The organism is Polyangiaceae bacterium (genome assembly GCA_020633205.1).
In the GTDB taxonomy this organism is placed as follows: Bacteria; Myxococcota_A; Polyangia; order Polyangiales; family Polyangiaceae; genus JAHBVY01.
Window position 1 is genome coordinate 517,770 of record JACKEB010000011.1, and the last position, 16,637, is coordinate 534,406.

At 64.0% G+C, this 16,637-nt stretch carries 16 protein-coding genes; 5 read left to right on the top strand and 11 right to left on the bottom strand.

The window, feature by feature from the left end:
* The first annotated feature begins 376 nt into the window (after window positions 1–376).
* Complete coding sequence (locus H6718_08855) at window positions 377–1,714, top strand: D-alanyl-D-alanine carboxypeptidase family protein (GenBank protein ID MCB9585494.1); 1,338 nt, start codon at window positions 377–379, stop codon at window positions 1,712–1,714.
* Here H6718_08855 and H6718_08860 read toward each other — a convergent pair.
* From H6718_08860 to H6718_08885, 6 genes are all read right to left on the bottom strand, one after another.
* Window positions 1,677–2,759 carry a site-2 protease family protein gene (locus H6718_08860; GenBank protein ID MCB9585495.1) on the bottom strand — a complete coding sequence of 361 codons (1,083 nt, stop codon included), beginning with the start codon at window positions 2,757–2,759 and terminating at the stop codon, window positions 1,677–1,679. The two genes, H6718_08855 and H6718_08860, sit on opposite strands and share 38 nt — an antisense overlap.
* Window positions 2,756–3,412: a hypothetical protein gene (locus H6718_08865; GenBank protein MCB9585496.1), complete on the bottom strand. Its 657-nt coding sequence runs from the start codon at window positions 3,410–3,412 to the stop codon at window positions 2,756–2,758. The genes H6718_08860 and H6718_08865 overlap by 4 nt, the downstream gene beginning before the upstream one ends.
* Window positions 3,409–3,630 (bottom strand): hypothetical protein, encoded by a 222-nt coding sequence (locus H6718_08870; GenBank protein MCB9585497.1) that lies wholly within the window; start codon window positions 3,628–3,630, stop codon window positions 3,409–3,411. The genes H6718_08865 and H6718_08870 overlap by 4 nt, the downstream gene beginning before the upstream one ends.
* Complete coding sequence (locus H6718_08875; protein ID MCB9585498.1) at window positions 3,627–4,508, bottom strand: MBL fold metallo-hydrolase; 882 nt, start codon at window positions 4,506–4,508, stop codon at window positions 3,627–3,629. Before H6718_08875 ends, H6718_08870 begins: the two co-directional genes overlap by 4 nt.
* Window positions 4,509–4,575: 67 nt before the next feature.
* Entirely contained in the window at window positions 4,576–5,250 is a 675-nt protein-coding gene (locus H6718_08880; protein ID MCB9585499.1) for a hypothetical protein, read from the bottom strand.
* Window positions 5,251–5,321: 71 nt separating this feature from the next.
* Complete coding sequence (locus H6718_08885) at window positions 5,322–6,500, bottom strand: acetyl-CoA C-acyltransferase (GenBank protein MCB9585500.1); 1,179 nt, start codon at window positions 6,498–6,500, stop codon at window positions 5,322–5,324.
* Window positions 6,501–6,676: 176 nt separating this feature from the next.
* Here H6718_08885 and H6718_08890 point away from each other — a divergent pair, with 176 nt between their 5' ends.
* Window positions 6,677–7,531, top strand: a complete 855-nt coding sequence (locus H6718_08890) for an SAM-dependent methyltransferase (GenBank protein MCB9585501.1) — start codon at window positions 6,677–6,679, stop codon at window positions 7,529–7,531.
* On the opposite strand, the gene H6718_08895 is transcribed toward H6718_08890, so the two are convergent.
* The 4 genes from H6718_08895 to H6718_08910 all read right to left on the bottom strand — a co-directional run bounded on the left by H6718_08895 (window position 7,490) and on the right by H6718_08910 (window position 11,497).
* A complete protein-coding gene (locus tag H6718_08895) occupies window positions 7,490–7,759 on the bottom strand; it encodes a hypothetical protein (protein MCB9585502.1) in 270 nt (89 codons plus the stop codon). The two genes, H6718_08890 and H6718_08895, sit on opposite strands and share 42 nt — an antisense overlap.
* Window positions 7,756–8,127, bottom strand: a complete 372-nt coding sequence (locus H6718_08900; GenBank protein MCB9585503.1) for a response regulator — start codon at window positions 8,125–8,127, stop codon at window positions 7,756–7,758. Before H6718_08900 ends, H6718_08895 begins: the two co-directional genes overlap by 4 nt.
* 95 nt (window positions 8,128–8,222) lie before the next feature.
* Window positions 8,223–9,425, bottom strand: a complete 1,203-nt coding sequence (locus tag H6718_08905) for a VWA domain-containing protein (GenBank protein MCB9585504.1) — start codon at window positions 9,423–9,425, stop codon at window positions 8,223–8,225.
* 206 nt (window positions 9,426–9,631) lie between these two features.
* Window positions 9,632–11,497, bottom strand: coding sequence for an acetate/propionate family kinase (locus H6718_08910; protein ID MCB9585505.1), 1,866 nt, complete (start codon window positions 11,495–11,497; stop codon window positions 9,632–9,634).
* 247 nt (window positions 11,498–11,744) lie between these two features.
* On the opposite strand from H6718_08910, the gene H6718_08915 reads away from it, so the two are divergent.
* Window positions 11,745–12,707 carry a phosphoribosylaminoimidazolesuccinocarboxamide synthase gene (locus H6718_08915; GenBank protein MCB9585506.1) on the top strand — a complete coding sequence of 321 codons (963 nt, stop codon included), beginning with the start codon at window positions 11,745–11,747 and terminating at the stop codon, window positions 12,705–12,707.
* A 77-nt stretch (window positions 12,708–12,784) separates the two neighbouring features.
* Here H6718_08915 and H6718_08920 read toward each other — a convergent pair whose 3' ends face one another.
* Window positions 12,785–13,960: a hypothetical protein gene (locus H6718_08920; protein ID MCB9585507.1), complete on the bottom strand. Its 1,176-nt coding sequence runs from the start codon at window positions 13,958–13,960 to the stop codon at window positions 12,785–12,787.
* Window positions 13,961–14,061: 101 nt separating this feature from the next.
* Here H6718_08920 and H6718_08925 point away from each other — a divergent pair, with 101 nt between their 5' ends.
* Window positions 14,062–15,024 (top strand): hypothetical protein, encoded by a 963-nt coding sequence (locus H6718_08925; protein MCB9585508.1) that lies wholly within the window; start codon window positions 14,062–14,064, stop codon window positions 15,022–15,024.
* A 572-nt stretch (window positions 15,025–15,596) separates the two neighbouring features.
* Complete coding sequence (locus tag H6718_08930; GenBank protein ID MCB9585509.1) at window positions 15,597–16,532, top strand: hypothetical protein; 936 nt, start codon at window positions 15,597–15,599, stop codon at window positions 16,530–16,532.
* Window positions 16,533–16,637 lie beyond the last annotated feature (105 nt).

A 16,637-nucleotide genomic window follows, 5' to 3' on the forward strand; every position in this document is an offset into this window, starting at 1 on the left:
ACTAATAGAGCGAGCCCCCCCAAGTCCTTTGCGCTCTTGGCGTCCTTGGCGGTCAATCAGCCGATGAGGATGACGCTCGGGGTTCGGCGAGAGTAGCCATACGCTTCCAGAAGAGAACGACTCACAACGGAAGATTCCCGCTGTGCAGAATGCCGGCTGCTGGCACCGCTAGAGTCGCGGTTGTGCGTTGCTGTGCAGGCTTGTGAAGGCTTGCACAATCCGTGCAGCGCAACGACGTGCAGCTGATCCCGGCGCACAGCCTAAACGCGGGCAAATTGGTGTTTTTTGGGCTGGCACCGCGCGTGCAGTGGAGAGCGCGCGCGAGCGCACCTCACCCCCTAAACCCCCTCGAGGGTGTGCTGGCCCAGCAAGAGCCATGAAGCGAACTCTGTTCTTCTCCTTGCCCGTCTTCTTCTCGTTCTCCGTCTTTGCCGGAGCAGCCCAGGCGCAGACCGTCGCGGACCTGGCCGCTCGCGGCCAGTGCAGCACTTCAGGTCTTGAAGGGATCTCGGAGCAGCTGGCTGAGGCTCAGATGTGCATCCGCCCCGATGCGTTCGTGAAGTTCGCGCCGCACGCTGGCGTAACCCTCAGCTCCTCGAAGATTCACCCCTACTTGCAGGCGAGCGCGAGGGACGCGCTGTGGTCTGCCGCGAGCAAGCTCAACATCACGATCAACAGCGCGTTCCGTACCCTCGCGGATCAGTACGTCCTCTACTACTCCGGCGGATGTGGGCTCGCCGCCAAGCCTGGCAAGAGCAATCACCAGTCGGGGCGCGCGATCGACGTGCAGAACTACTCGGCAGCGAAGAGTGCCTTGCAGAGTGCCGGGTGCACCTGGCTCGGCAGCTCCGATCCGGTGCATTTCGATTGCCCGGGCAGCGACGGGCGCGCTGACGCGATCCTCGCGTTTCAGCACCTTTGGAACGTGAATCACCCCGAGGACATCATCGATGAAGACGGCGCCTACGGTCCGCAGACAGAGGCGCGTCTCGCGAAGTCGCCGGCGGGTGGCTTCGCCAAGGGCGCCTGCGACCCTGAGCCGCCTCAGCCAGTGCAGTGTGCGAACGGCAGCGCGCCCTTCTTCTGGGACTGCGCTGGACCCATCGACTCGCTGAGCTGCGTGCAGATCTCCGAGCCGGCAGATCCTGACTCTTGGGACGACAACTACCTGTGCAGCGAGGGCGAGCTGGGGCTGCAGTGGTCGAATGCCGGGGAGATCGCGGGCATGCGCTGCACGGCGATCACCGAGGGTTCGGACTCCGACACGTGGAATGACAACTTCATCTGCGTGCCGCCGGATTCACCCTATTACTTCACCTGGAGCTCCGCAGGCCCACTCGCTGGGGACTGCGTGCAGTTCAACGAGCCGAACGACCCCGACACGTGGGGCGACAACTACCTGTGTTGGACCTTCGAGCCAGGCTCAGGCAACGGTGGAGTCGGTGGTACCGGCGGCGAGCCCGGGACCGGCGGTGGTGGATGGGCCACTGGCGGAGAGCCGGGTGAAGGTGAGTACGTAGGAGGCGCAGGCGGCGGAGCGGGCGGCGCTGGAGCCGAAAACGGCTTTGGCCCCTCGACGGTGACGCGGGACTCGTCGAGCTGCAGTGTGGCGGCTCCGGGGCAGCAGTCCGGCAGCGGCGTGGGTTGGTTGATCCTCGGCGGCGCGCTGGTGCTGCTCAGGAAAAGACGTACTGCAGCCAAGGCGTCGGTGTGAACACCAGAATGAAGACGATCAAGCTGACCACCCCGATGACCTTGCGTCCGGGGCTCAGCTGATCGTCGTCCACCGGCGGATGCCCCGGCCCGACCTTGCGGGTCATGAACCACAGCAGCAAGAACAGCATCACCCAGTTGACGATGGTGCCCATCGGCAGGAGATCCAGGGTCTCTTTGCGGCCGTTGGCAAGGTAGCGCTGAATCGCCGGCACACCGTGGGCGACGAAGTTGTAAACGGCGAGTATCAGCGGCGAAAAGCGGAACCAGCGCGCGAAACGATTCTGCCGTTCCCCAAACAAGGCGTAGGCGATGTGGCCGCCGTCCAGCTGGCTGATCGGGAACAGGTTGAGAAACGTAACGAAGAAGCCGACCCACGCGGCGAGGGCCAACGGATGCGTCTGGATGTCGTATCCGGGCGGCAACTCTCCAAGGGCGAGCCGCTTCAAGCCCCAATACAATAGGCTATCCCCTTCATAGACCACGACGCCTTGGTTCAGGCCCGGCGTCACGTCGGACAAGCGGATGCCGATGAACATCAGCGGGATGGCAACGACCATTCCAGCGAGTGGACCTGCGGCGCCGATGTCCATCAGCGCGTTGCGCGAACGGATTCGCTCGGGCATCACGATCACGGCACCCAGTGTGCCGAATGGATTCAAGATCGGCAGCGGCAGGAAATAGGGCAAGGAGGCCGGTACCTTGTGAATGCGCGCGGCGATGTAGTGCCCAAACTCGTGGGCCAGGAGGATGGCCATCAGTGGCACTGCGTAGATCCACGCGGCACCAATTGAACGCAACAGCGAGTCGATCTTGAAGTGCGCGCTCGCGTAGTGGCTGCCCACGAAGAACACGCTGGCGAGCGTCGCGAAGAACAGCAGTACATTGGTGCGCGCTTTAGGAGCGAAGGGCGGCGGCTCGGATGCTGGCGCGCCATAGCCGTCATCGGCCCAAACAGGCTCACCAGCTTGCTGCTCGAGCTGGGGTGGGATGAAGCCTTGCGGGGGCTTAGGGAAGCTGCCAGGAGGAGCTAGCGAGTCGCTCATGCGCCCAAGGTCTCTCTCAGCTTCAGGCTCAAGCGCTCGAGCTGCGGCGCCAGTTCCGCATCCAAGACGCCGATCTCCGTATCCAGTCGCAGGCTGCCTCGACCGCGGCCTACGTCTGGCTGCACTCGCACCGCCTCGGCGGGCAAGCCCAGCGTCTCCCGGGTCGCTTCGAGTGTTCTTGCGTCTTCGGGGTGCGCGTGGATCACGACTTGGCGCGCGCCGCCGGTCTCTCGCAGCGCCGTGCGCGCGAGCTCCGCGATGCGCTCGGGATGTTGAGCCAACTCCGCTCCAATCAAGCGTTCTGCCAGCAGGCGGGCCAGGGCGATGCTGCGGTCCAGGTGCCGGCTGTCGAGTTCTCGCTCGAGCTTGGCGAGCTTGAGCGCCTGGGCGGCAACACTCGCGGCGCCGTTGGCGCGGCCCTCCGCCTCAGCGATCAGGCGGACGCCGCTGGCGGCGCGCTCGGCCTGGTCCAAGATGGCGCGCGCTTCGTTCTCGGCTCGCTCGACGATCGTCTTGGCGCGTGCCTCAGCTTCCAACTCGGGGCGCAACACCAGGCGCGCCTTGCGCGGCGCCGGGTCGGGGCCGGTGCCGATGGGCGCGAGGTTGGCCGGTAGTGTTTCCCGGGGGATGCGACGTGCGCTGCGGATCTTCACACCAACCTCCGAGAATCCAAGCTTCGGATCAACGCAGCGAGTTCAGGCGCCAGGGCTGCGGCGCGGGACTGACGCTCTGGGTGGGCGAGCTGTGACGCCAGGCTCTTCGTGCGCGCGCTGGGCTCTGGTAGTCCATCGAGCAGGCCCTTTCCCCGGCGCCCGATCAGGTAGGCCGCAGCCACGAAGCCTCGCTGGAATCCGTCATGTTCGGGGGTCATCGGTTGCCGTCCGTCACGTAGGTTTCGCCTTCCTGGCGCACCAAGCCGTCCTCGACGAGCTTGATCAGATGGGCCTCCAGGCTGAGCTTCGCCAAACCCCAAATTGGGCGCGGTGTATCGTCGTAGGCCAGCGCCACCAGCTCATCCAAGGACGCCCTGCTCAGTTGCTGCACGGAAAATAAAACCTTCGCCTCGCGCATCTTGCGGTGGCTCACGTAGTGGTCGAACCAGGCGCTGGGCTGGTCGATGACCGCTCCGTGGGCAGGTAGTGCGCGGGTCGCAGAGAGCTCGCTCAGCCGCGTGAGCTGTTCCAAATAGGTCTGCATGTGGCCGTCTTGCGGCTCGATCAAGATGGTGCCGACGCTCGCTACCATGTCGCCCACCACGAGCGCGCTCAGATTCGGTTCGTGGAGGCAGAGGTGACCTGGGGCATGCCCAGGGGTATGCAGTGCTTCCCAGCGCTGGGGCGTCGGACCGTCGAGTTCGATCACGTCGCCGTCGCTCAGGTGTCGGTGGCCGAGCTCCGGGCGCCAGGCATCGCCGAGGCGTAGCGCCGTCTCGCGGTGGGCGAGCAGCGGGAGCTTTAGCTCCTCACTCAGCGCGTGAGCTCCTGCCACATGATCGATGTGATGGTGAGTGACGAAGATGGCTCGCAGCCTTCTGCCCCCGGAGGCGAGTCCGCGCGCCCACTCGACGAATGCCCGTTGCTCCGCCTCATGGGGCGTGGCCGGCTCCACGAGCAGGATCTCGCGGTCCCCCAGGGCGTAGCTGTTCGTGTGGGTTGCCGGCGGAAGCGTGGGCGTGAGCGTCGCGAACGCAGCGAGCCCCGGCGCGATCTCGATGGGTCGCTCGACGGGGGAGGCGGGCGTCGCAGACATGGAGTGGTTCTAGTGCTCAATGGCTCGGGTGGCCACACCCCGAGGCGGCTCTAACCTCCACGGAGCGTCAAGGGACCTCACAGACGGGAAAACCTTGGGTGTTCGGCCCGGCGCAATCAGCGACACGCTGGGCGCAACCGGTCTCGCAGAGGCAGGCGTCGCACGCGCCGGTCGTGTCATTGAGACATTGGTTGATGCACGTGGTTGCCGCGCACTCCACCAGTTCTGAGAGGCAACTCGCGCAACCCGTGCTCACCCCCACCAGCTGCTCCGCGCACTCAACCACGCACGGCCGGAAGTCTGGGCCGCCAAGTTTTCCGATACACGTCACGCGGGTGCACTGACCGTAGACGTCCAGCGTCTGAGTTTCGTCGTTGTCGCAAGCGCCACCGGGGCAGTCACACGGGCTCCAGGTGCCATCGGGCTGGCAGCTCGAGAAGCCACCACAGTTGCATGTGTTCTCTTCCCCAGGGAAACATTCGGGGACGGAGCCAGCTTCACCGCCAAACCCAGAGCCTCCGACGCTGGAACCACCCATGGAGGGCCCGCCTCCTGCCGCCATTCCGCCGCCCTTGCTTCCGCCTTGACCAGCCGACGTCGTGCCACCGGAGCCGCCACTCGCGCCCTGGCTACCAGCGCCAGTGCCGCCAGCGCCGTTGACGTCACTGTTGACGCTCTTGCCACCGCATCCCGCGAGCAAGAGCCCGCAAAGCAGGGCGACCTTCCAAGTGTGGCTAGCCATGGGGCCAACCTACCCTGAAAGGTCGCCGCGGAGCGCTCGCGTTTCCGCGTGCTCGCTTCGGAACGCCTGGCTCAGCGCTCGACGACGAGCGCCACGGCTTCACCACCGCCGATGCACAGCGTCGCAAGTCCGCGCTTCTTGCCGAGATCTTGCATCGCGAAGAGCAGCGTCGTGAGGATGCGTGCACCCGACGCCCCGATCGGGTGGCCGAGGGCCACCGCGCCGCCGCGCACGTTGACTGTCTTCGGGTCGATGCCTGCGAGCTGATTGCAGGCCATCGTCACGCAGCTGAACGCTTCGTTGATCTCCCAAAGGTCGATGCTGGACTTGTCGATGCCCAGCTTTTTCGTGGTGTTCTCGATCGCCTTGGCCGGCGCGGTGGTGAACCACTCCGGGGCCTGCGCCGCGTTGCCATAGCCAACGATGCGGGCGAGGGGGGTGAGGTTGTGCTCTTTCACTGCCTTCTCCGACGCCAACACCAGGGCGCTCGCGCCGTCGTTGATGGTGGAGGCGTTGGCCGCCGTGATCGTGCCTTCCTTGGCGAAGGCCGGTCGCAGCGCGCCGAACTTGTCTGGATTGCCGCGGCCAGGCTCTTCGTCTTCGCTGACCACGATGGGGTCGCCCTTGCGCTGCGGAATGCTGACGTCGACCAGCTCTGACTTGAAGAGCCCTTCCTTCTGCGCGGCCATCGCCCGGCGATAGCTCTCCTTGGCGTAGTCGTCCTGAGCTTCCCGAGTGAGCTTGTACTCGCGGGCGCAAAGCTCTCCGGCATTACCCATGTGGTAATTGTTGTAGGGGTCCCACAGGCCGTCGAAGATCATGCCGTCGACCAGCTTCCCATCACCCATGCGATAGCCTTGGCGAGCCTTGTCCAGGTAGTACGGGACGTTGCTCATCGATTCCATGCCGCCAGTCACCACGATGTCGGCATCACCGAGCAACACGGTCTTGGCGCCGAAAACCACCGCTTGCAGGCCGGAGCCACAGACCTTGCTCACCGTCGTGCAGGGCACGGTGTTGGGGATCTTCGCGCCCAGGGACGCTTGGCGAGCGGGCGCTTGACCAATCCCTGCGGAAAGTACGTTGCCCATGAAGACTTCTTCCACCTGCTCGGGACTCACCTTCGCTCGCTCGAGCGCGGCGGCGATCGCGGTGCTGCCGAGCGCGGGCGCGCTCAGCCCGCTCAGGGAACCGAGGTAGGAGCCAATGGGTGTGCGCACGGCGCTGACGACGTAAACCTCTCGAGTCATAGCGATGGACATGTATCGCCAAGGGTGCCCCGTCACCACCCCTGAAAAGCGCCGAGGAGCGCTGCTCCGCGTCTTCCCTTGGTGTTGGCCGCCATGGCGCACGGCGTTACGTGTCTCCGGGGTCGCAACAACGCTTCCAAGGGTGGCTCCGTCGGCATCTGGGTTAGAGTGAACGCGTGAGAGACCAACACCGTAGCTTCACCAGCGATCTGGTCGCCGCGATGCGCGCCTTCTACAGCGAGACTCCCGCGGATCTGGATGTTGCGAGCGATCCCGTCGCCTCGAGTTTGCTCCCTCTCCCCCTAACCCTGCTCGTGCGGGCGATGGGGCAACCCGGTGTTTCCCGTCTGGTGCATCGCGCCCTGGGTCACGCGAGCTTCGGACTCTCCTATGGAGTTCCGCTCCGCACTGCGGCGATCGATGAAGTGCTGCGTGAAGAGGCCAGCACAGGCTGCGACCAGCTGGTTTTGCTCGGCGCTGGGCTGGATGCTCGAGGTTATCGCCTACCCGAGCTCTCCGAGTGCACAGTCTTCGAGCTCGACCACCCAAGCACCCAGGCCTACAAGCGCTTGCGCGTCGGCTCCCTCGACCCGCTGGCGAAATCGGTGCACTTCTGCAGCATCGATTTCGAACGGCAGTCGATCGGCGAAGTGCTGGGGGCAGCGGGGTTCGCCACCCAGCGCAAGAGCTGTTGGATTTGGGAAGGCGTCACGATGTACCTGACGCCGGGTGCGATCGACGCGACGCTGGATGCCGTGTCGCTCTATAGCGCGCCGGGGAGTGTGCTGTGCATGACCTACGTCACTCCCCAGAGCGGAGTGATTCGTCGCGCCGGCTTACTTTCCGCAAAGAAAATACGCGAACCGATCCTCGGCACCCTGCAAAAGACTGAGGTTCGAGAGCGCCTCGAGCGTCGCGGCTTTAGCCTGCTATCGGACACCGACGCTCACGACTGGGCGCAGCGCTACTGGCAGCACGCTCCTGGGGGCCTACGCGTGTGGGAACGCCTCGTGGTCGCGCGCCGGGCTTGAGCCGCTGGCGGCGTTCAAGTGCTCCCGCAGTTTACGTTGAATCGCGGTGACAACCTCGTCCGCGCGGCGGGAAGCCTCATCGTTGTCGCCTGCCAGTTCGAGCACCTCCGACACGTCTGCCGGCTGCCGCTGAATGAGTCCGATGTTGCCCTGGACCACGAGCAGATAGTTCCTGAGCTCATGGGCCAGGTTCAGCAGGCTATGCTCTAGCGCTCCCGACTCGCTCACAGCACTCGCTCCAGGGCTGCCTGGAGGTCACCCGGGCGGTACGGCTTGCGCAAGAAGCACACTTGGTCGGTCATCAGCACCGGATCCGTGAGCTCGTGGGCACTGTGCAACACGATGGGCAAATCCGGAGCCAGCGTACGCACCGCGTACAGCACCTGCCAGCCATTCATGCCTGGCATCTTGAGGTCGAGCACCATGCCGTCAAAGTGCGCACGCTCCAGGCAAGCCAGCGCCGTGCCCCCGCTGTGAACACAAATCGGCTCGTACCCAGCGTGGCTCAGCATGCGCGCCACCACGCGGCGGGACATCTCGACATCGTCGACGACCAAGATGCGTTTTCCATGGGTGGCGTCGGGTACAGCGTTCACCTCCAGCTAAACGGCAGACGCCCCGTCGACTTGAGGGTCACTGAAGTCGCTTTTCAACTTCGCTACCAACGGGCGCGAACTTGCACGCTTCGCCGCTATTTGACGACCGTCTGGCAGCCCAACACCACATCCACCGTCACGCCCCCACCCTGAACGGCCTCACAGGAGTGCTTGCAGAGCGTGATGCGAGATGGGTTGGTTGGCGTGTCGTAGTACCAGCCGGCGGTGTCACCGAGGCCACAGTTTGCAGCGCCGTCCACACGCGGCACGAACTCACGGATCCCGGCTTGAGTGAACGTGACGTTGACCTTTTCAGGATCGACGTCACCCTGCTTGGGCACCGGAATCGAGTAGGTGCACTGTAGATCCCCGCGGATCTTGTTCAGGGCATCGAGGAACTCTTGTCCGGCGTTGACGCCTGAGTCGACCAGCGTCGCCGACTTGGTGCCGCCAGCGAGCGCGATGGAGTTGAGCGTGGAGAGCTGCTCCCCCAGACCGATCACGAATGTCAGCACCGAGGGGTTCTGGTTCTTGCCCTCCTCGGCCCGTGCCGCCACCACGTCTGTACCTTCGGGGTTGCAGCCGGAGGGCGCTCCGTCCGTCGCGAGCACCACTGCGGTGATGTGATCGGGGTGCGCCGCCGCCCACGTTTGCACGTAGTCGATGGCGCCTTCGAGAGCGGGGCCCATCGGCGTGCCACCCTCTGGGTTGGTGTTGTCGATGGACTGCTTCACCATCGCCGCCACACCTGGCAGGGCCTGAATCGCGATTGCCGGCGTGACGTAGTCGGTGGGTAGGCAGGAACTAGTTGGCTTCTCGTTACACAAGTTGCCGTAGCAACACGAACCGAGCGTGCACTGCGCAATGTAAGGGAAGCAGCCGTCCGCGTTGGTGCAGTTCGTGGGCAACGGCTTGGTCAGTGCCACGGGGAAATAACCAAGGCCCAAGCCGATGCCGGAGTTGCCTGGTAAGTCCACGAAGTTCTTGATCGCTTGCGTGATCGCGCTCCAGCGTTGCAGTCCGTTGGTGTCCGCGTCGAGCATGCTGTCTGAGCGATCCAGCAGCACGTAGATGTCGAGGGGGATCACCGCGCCGGTGTAGGAATCCGTCGCGCACTCGGGTAGCTCCGCATCATTGCCCGAATCGAGGAGCGAACCGCCGAAGCCGGCGGAGCCGCCGTCGGCGCCGCTTCCACCAGTACCCGCGGAGCTCGAGCCTCCGTTGCTGGAAGGGCTGGAGCTCGAGGCGGAGCATGCCGCGAACGGGCTGAGCAGGAGCATCAGCGAGGCCAACGTCACCAGCCTCGGCAACTGACGCTTGGGTTGGCTGGAACGAACTGAAGAGGCGGAGCGAGGCGAAATATGCATGGGCAAAAGCAGCTGGCAGTTTAGCAGCGGGAGTGGAGATTGTTCTCCTCTCGCGTGCGCCAGGGTGACAATTCACCGCGTTCTGCGGCAGCTCGCATCGAAACCCGCAAAACGCGCCTACATCGACGTACCCGAGATCAGTCGAAGCGAGTGCTGCGGCGCCTGAGGCGTGCCGTGCCCTTGGTCGGGATCAGCATACCGTCCTGAAACGTTTCATTGTCCGGTAGCATCGCCGCGCCCATTCCCGGGTTGATCTCTGCGGCGTTGCCCTCGTCGGTGTCGATGTGCATTTCCAGGCAGTATTTATCGCTGACGCGAATCAAGACGTCTCCAAAGACTAGATCGCGACCGTCAGAGTCGATCGCAACCTCCACGACGTCCTTGTTCTTCACGCCGAAGCGCTCGGCGTCGGCCGGTGTCATGTGGATGTGACGGCGCGCGCAGATGAGCCCGCTCTCGAGAGTCAAGCTGCCCTGGGGTCCAATCAAGGTCACGCCGGGGCTATCTTTGGTGTCCCCCGAATCACGCACCGGCGCGTCGACGCCGAGCTTGAACTCGTCGGTGCGCGAGACCTCGACCTGGTTCTTTCCGCGCGTCGGGCCAAGAACGCGCACTCGCTCCAGCTGCCCCTTCGGGCCGACCACCGTGAGCGTCTCCTCGCACGCGTATTGCCCAGGTTGGCTGAGGTCCTTCCTGGGTGTCAGCTGATGTCCCTTGCCGAACAGTGCCTCGACCGCCTCATCCGTCAGGTGTATATGCCGCGCGGAAATTGCGATCGGGATGCTCAGGCCGCGCTCCACTTGGTCGTCGAGCTTGGCCAGGTGCGCCGCGTCCTGAGCGATTGCGCGCGCCTCGTCCGTTGCCACCACCAGCAGCTTGGTGCGGCTGTGCGGCTCGTGGATCTCAGCGACGGGGGAGGCTTCACTGAGCTTGGCGTCGCGGTTCTTGTCCTCGTCCAGGCGTGCGCCCAAGAACTCGAGCCGCTGCAGTGTGCGGTGGCGGATCAGCGCGGAGTTCTCGCCAATGCCGCCGGTGAAAACGATCGCATCTACGCCGCCGAGCACCGCGGCGTAGGCCCCGATGTACTTGCGCAAGCGGTGGGTAAACACCTGCAATGCCAGGCGGCAGGCTTCGTCGCCCTCCGCGGCGCGGGCTTCGATGTCTCGCAGGTCGTTGCCAACGCCGCTCAGCCCCGCGAGGCCTGACTGGCGGTTCAACAAATCGTCGAGCTCATCGACGCTCTTGCCCTGCCGCAAGAGCTCGAGCAGCACTCCGGCGTCGACATCGCCCGAGCGTGTCCCCATGACCAGGCCTTCGAGAGGTGTCATGCCCATGCTGGTGTCGATGCTGCGTCCGTATTCCACCGCACAAACACTCGCGCCGTTCCCCAGGTGACACGTGATCATTCGCAGGTCACGCATGTCGCTTCCGAGGTGCGCTGCGGCGCTACTCGCCACCCAGCGATGGCTCGGGCCGTGAAAGCCATAACGACGGATGCCGTGCTCTTCGCGCAGCTTCGCGGGTAGCGCATACTCCTTTGCCCGCGTTGGCAAGGTGCTGTGGAACGCCGTATCGAAGACGGCCACATGGGCAGAACTGGGCAACAGTTCCATTGCCGCGCGGATCCCAGCCAGGTTCGGCGGGTTGTGTAGCGGCGCGAGCTTCGAGAGCTCGTCGATCTTGCGCTGTACGGACTCATCGATGCGCACTGCGCTGTTGAAGTCCGCGCCGCCGTGCACCACTCGATGACCCACCGCGGCGATCTGGATGCCTTCCAGGAACCCAGGCAGCACGCGCCCGAGCGCAGCCCCATGGTCGGCACCATCCAAGTCCTGCGTTTGAGTTCCCAACGTGAACTGACACCCAGGCTTGCCAACCCGCTCGACCTTACCGCTGAGGGTCAGCTCTCCGCGCTTGGCGCGTTCGCCGGTCGCGGGGTCCAGCACATCGAGCTTGATGGACGAGCTGCCACAGTTGATCACCAACACCCAGGTATTCGCCATGCGGCGGAGGGTACCAATATCGACGCCGCCGCCGAGCAGAAGCGCCGCAATCGGAACAATGCTGCACGCTTGTCACCGTGTGGCGGCCTTGAAGCTCCGGAAGTCCACTCCACCGCTGCGCTAGCAACTGCAGTTGCCTACGCGTTTTTGGGGGGGAGGTGCGTCGTAACCACTCCGCGCCGATTCGCGAAATCTGTTCGCGGGACGCATTGAACGGCGCCTCAACCTTCGTTAGGTTCGCGCCCCCGTGGTCAGCGACGAAATCATCCGACAGGCGCTCTCTCACCCCCTCCTGAAAAGCGACTTGGACGCGCTCGGGAAGAAGTACGAGGGCAAGGTACGAGACAACTACAGCTCTGCCGATGGCAAGCGGTACATCGTAGTCAGCGATCGCATCAGTGCATTCGATCGTGTGCTCGGGACGTTGCCGTTGAAGGGGCAGGTGCTGAACTGGATCGCCGCCTGGTGGTTCGAGAAGACGCGCCACATCGCGGACAACCACGTGATCAGCGTGCCGGATCCGAACGTGATGGTGGCCCACGAGTGTGAGCTGTTGCCCGTCGAGATGGTGATGCGTGCGTACCTGACTGGCACCACCAGCACCAGCATCTGGGTGCACTACGAAAATGGCGCGCGCACCTTCTGTGGTCACGACCTGCCAGAAGGCATGAAGAAGCACCAAAAGCTCCCGAAGCCGATTCTGACGCCGAGCACCAAGGCGGCTCATGGCGATCATGACGTGTCAGCTTCTCGCGAAGAAATCCTCAAGCTCACCGGCATGCCCGAGAGCGACTTCGACACCGCAGCGAAGATGGCAGCGGAGCTGTTCGCCTTTGGACAAAAGACCTGCGCCGAGCGCGGCTTGATCCTTGTGGATACGAAGTACGAGTTTGGAAAGACGAAGGACGGACGCATCGTGGTGATCGACGAGATCCACACGCCTGATTCGTCACGCTTCTGGTACGAAAAGACCTACGCTGAGCGCATGGAAGCTGGGGAAAATCCTGAGAGCTTCGACAAGGAGTACGTGCGGCGCTGGCTGAAGGACAAGGGCTTCATGGGCGATGGCCCCATCCCGGAGATCCCGGACGACGTGAAGGTTGAAGCCGTGAAGCGCTACATCGAGGCCATCGAGACGATCAGCGGCGAGGCCTTCGAACCAAACCTCGAGGATCCTGGTCCGCGCATGAAGAAGAACCTCGGTCTCTGACTCGCGATGCCAAACGGCTCGGGCCGCGCCTCTTCGAGGTCGCGGCCCGTTCTCGTTTCGGCGCCATCGAGCAGGGGTCAGCCCGCGGGTGCGGGCGCTGGTGCTGGCTTGGACGGAGGCGGTTTGATGCCCAGGTCTTCGGCATTGACCCAGAACTGCCCGTCCTTGGGCGGCATCACCGTCGCGTCCTTTGGCATCACGCTGGCCCAGCCGGCGACCACGTCGAGCACCAACACCTCGGTATCGATTTCGATGCGACCGATCTTGGCGGCGTCTTCCTTTGCTTCCAAGCGGATATAGTGCTCCCGGGTGGTCTTCACGAGCTTCGTCTCACCCTGAACCTGAACGCGAGAGCCGGACACCTGTCGCTTCGGGGGAATGTACTGGTCCATGACCTCGCCTTTGGGCAGCGCTTTCAAGGCAGAGGCCTTCGCCCAAGCCTCCAGCATGATCTCGCCCTGGTACGCAACCTGGACGTAGCCCCCGTGGCGTTTGGTGCTCCAGAAGAGCATCTCTTGCCCTGCGGCTCGGTTCAGCGTGATGACCTCCGTCTTGTCGCGCCCGTAGTCGTCGTAGAGCGTGATGGAGTCGGTCTTCATGCTGTAGCCGCGCGCATCGCCGTCGATGGACCAACCCGTCGGAGTGCCTTGATCGAAGCTGAGGTTTGTGCAGGAGGTCCAGGTCTTGAACGTCTGCGCGAGGGGCGTCGTCATGCGCTTTGCCACGCGGATACGCTTCGGGCTTGACCCGTCGAAGTGAACTTCACGGTGGGCGCCGATCCACAAATGACCCTGAGTCACCGTCAGCGCCTTCTTCGTGTAGATGGGCAGCCGCTTGGTGTGCACGTAGCCTTCGATGCGGAAGTGACCCTTCCCGGTGCCCGTGTCCAGGCGCGCCCGAGCGTCGCTTCCCTTCGGAAACTCGAAGGCTTTGAGCGGGGTATCCACGCCGGTGAGGCGCGCTACGACGCTTCCACCACTCGCCTTGTCGTAGATCTCGAGCTCTTTGGGAGGTGCGGCGGTGCCGCTGATGATGCAGGTCGGTCCAGCGCCGGTGTCGGTCTCTGGTCCGTCTGCCTGGGTTTCGGCCAAGGGTGTCGCGCTCGAGTCAGCGGGGGCAGTCGCCGGTGTGGCGCTGGCCACCGCTCCGAAGGCCAAGAGTAGGGCTGCACCACAGCCGAGCGACCCCCAAAGCGGGCGCGGTCGCAGGCCGCCTAGCGCCGCCGTGCGGCTCGGGGCTGGTTCTTGGCTCATCATCCGTTCTTCCTCCAAGTCTCGATGCAAAGACTCTGACGCAGCAGAAGCGTCACGATTCATTTGTAGTATAGCCGCCCTTCCCCGCCCTGGATCCCAACGTGTCTGCTGACGAATCTGCCTCACAAGCCACCAAACCCGACTCTCCCACAGCTGGCGGCGATGCCCCGGCCCTGGCCTTTGCCACACCGCGCAAGTTGCCGAAACCGAAGAGCCTTTCCGGTCGAGTCGTGGTTCTGGACATCGCCTTCGCAGGCATGGGCGGAGGTGGCTTCGACAAGATCACCAAGCCCTTCCTGCAAGGTCTCGGTCCGCGCCTGGCTGCCTGGGTCGATCATCACGACCACGAGCTGCACCAGGAGTACGCGGAAGACCCTCGCTTCGTCTTGGCGACCAAGGCGGAACACGGCGCCTGCCCCGAGATGATCGACGAAGCGTTGGTCGAGCGGATCGGCGCGGTGGACACGATCGTTTGCCACACGGATTTTGACGGTCTGGCGTCTGCGGCAAAATGGATTCGTGGCGGGCATGAGCCCTATCCCGGATGCGATGCGGATGCCCACGCCATCGACACGCGTACGGGGCGCCCGAGCGAGACGGCAGAGCGCTTCGATCGCGCGCTCCGAGCGCGGCCGCGTGACGGCGGCCTGTTCGGCATCATCGTTCGCCACTTGGCAAGCGGGCTCGCTGACCGCCACCTTTGGACACCCATCGACGAGGCGGCGCGTGAGCTCATTCCCATAGAGAAAGAGACGCGCCGGGCAGCCGCCAGCTACGTGCGGTATGCCCCTGGCGTTGCGATCGTCGATATTGCTCAGGGTTTCAAGCTCGTGGACAAAACGCTGCTCTTGTTGCTTGGGCAGGAGCGCGAGCCGGTGAGCATCGTTTTGGACTCGGCCAGCGTCTCCGTGGCGGCGGCCTATGACAGCGGTTTCAACTTCCTCGAGCTGTTTGGTCTCCAGGGGGGCATGCCGACGCGAGTCAGCGTCCCTCGCAATCAGCTTGGGATGGTCTTGCGTGCCTTGCGGGTCGACTCGGAAGCGTTCAGGGACTTTGGCGCCTGACGGGGCGTCCCTGAACTAGTCAGCTCATCAGACCAATTCTCGGATCGTTGTTCGGTCGCGTGGCCGTACGCGAATGTTTTCCCTTGCGGACCATTGCGCGCGGAAACGGTCTGGTGGCATCGGGTGTCGCCCCGGGCGCCCTGTACTTGCACACGCGTCTAGGAGCTTCTGAACGCTTGGCCAGACGTTCGGCCCCGGTTGCTTTCGTGTGGACTGTATGGGGATAAGTTGTCACTCGCGGCGGGCAAATTTTCGGTATCTCGGATTGCCGAACTCGGACCCTCGTGGTACTCGGGTTTTCAAGTTTGAAAGGTCATGGGGGGCCGAAGCCAGCTAACATCTTGAAACTGTGTCGAATCAGGGGGTTCTGACACAGGCTGGCGGCAGGCGCCGGTTCGGTTCGCTCTCACCGAAGAGCCGCCGAGCAACAACTCCAGACGGGTCGGCAGCTACCCAACACGTGGTGTGAGGGGGGGCTAGCTGGAGGGGCAGTCGTCGCTTCGAAAGCGGCGCTTCCGTCCAGAGTCGGTGGGGAAACGAGAGACAGACGGAGCAACTCTCCGGGGGGTTTGATGGCAACCAAGATCGACGTCTCGAGTGCGGCGAGTGATGAGATTTTCTTTCAGAACGATCGCGTCTCCTTGTGCCTGTTGGTGAACAGGCGCTCTCGCACGATGCGCGTGATCGACTTCCGTTCGGGGCCGAGTCCCGCGAAGCGCATCTTCGTCATGAGCCTGGCTCAGCGCGAGGGTATCGACCGCGTCTACACGCTGGTGGAGCGTGAAGAGGTATCCTCCTGGGCGCGACTCGGTTTCATGAAGGAAGGAAGCATCCCAGCCTTCTACAAGCGTAGCGATGCGCACCTGCTCGGCGCGCTGGTTCCGCGGGGAGCCCCGGAGAACCCGGATGAGTCCGGTGCGCGTCCGGTGTACTTGGACTACTCAGCCGCAGTGGCCACGGGGCCCAACGCCGCGCACTATCAGGCCACGCGAAAGCTCGCGAAGGACCGCGAGGCAATGCCAACTCCCCCGGTGCGGGTGCAGCTCGGACGCGACGCGGACGTACAGCGCTGCTTGGCCTCTGCAGAGCGCGCGGATCGCGTGCTCTCACATCTCGAGCCGTTTGGGCGCGACGTGGAACGCCAGTCCTTCATGTGCACGGCGCGGGGAGGTTTCTCGTTGCTCGTCAGCGTCGAGAGCCAGCCGTGTTACTCGAACGCTTTCATCGAGCTGGTGCAGGCGCCGCGCACGGAGAAAGAGACGTTGCTAACTACGCGGGCCATCGGTGAAGTGTGTGACCGACTGCTCGCGCAAGATGTGGTCAGCGCCTTCGCGCTCACGGCGGTAGACGATCACGACCTCGGGGCCGCGTTCTTGATCAACGGCTTCAAGCGTACGGGCTTCCTACAAGGTCACCTGCTCCAGCACGGCGAGCGCAAGGACGCGTTTCTGTGGAGCCGGAAGCTGGCACAGCCTGACGGGCCCACTGGGCGGGATCAGGATTTTTAGTCCGGCTCGCTGTTGAATGCTCACGTCATGTGGCGAATCAACAGGGGTCGGCAGAGTTCATTCAGTGCGGAATGGCACTGAGTGGGGCAACAAGAAGAGAAGGGG

Bases quoted from the DNA above. Each gene is read 5' to 3' on its own strand.
- H6718_08855 (MCB9585494.1), top strand. From the start codon at position 377: ATGAAGCGAACTCTGTTCTTCTCCTTGCCCGTCTTCTTCTCGTTCTCC.
- H6718_08860 (MCB9585495.1), bottom strand. From the start codon at position 2,759: ATGAGCGACTCGCTAGCTCCTCCTGGCAGCTTCCCTAAGCCCCCGCAA.
- H6718_08870 (MCB9585497.1), bottom strand. From the start codon at position 3,630: ATGACCCCCGAACATGACGGATTCCAGCGAGGCTTCGTGGCTGCGGCC.
- H6718_08875 (MCB9585498.1), bottom strand. From the start codon at position 4,508: ATGTCTGCGACGCCCGCCTCCCCCGTCGAGCGACCCATCGAGATCGCG.
- H6718_08880 (MCB9585499.1), bottom strand. From the start codon at position 5,250: ATGGCTAGCCACACTTGGAAGGTCGCCCTGCTTTGCGGGCTCTTGCTC.
- H6718_08885 (MCB9585500.1), bottom strand. From the start codon at position 6,500: ATGACTCGAGAGGTTTACGTCGTCAGCGCCGTGCGCACACCCATTGGC.
- H6718_08910 (MCB9585505.1), bottom strand. From the start codon at position 11,497: ATGGCGAATACCTGGGTGTTGGTGATCAACTGTGGCAGCTCGTCCATC.
- H6718_08920 (MCB9585507.1), bottom strand. From the start codon at position 13,960: ATGAGCCAAGAACCAGCCCCGAGCCGCACGGCGGCGCTAGGCGGCCTG.
- H6718_08930 (MCB9585509.1), top strand. From the start codon at position 15,597: ATGGCAACCAAGATCGACGTCTCGAGTGCGGCGAGTGATGAGATTTTC.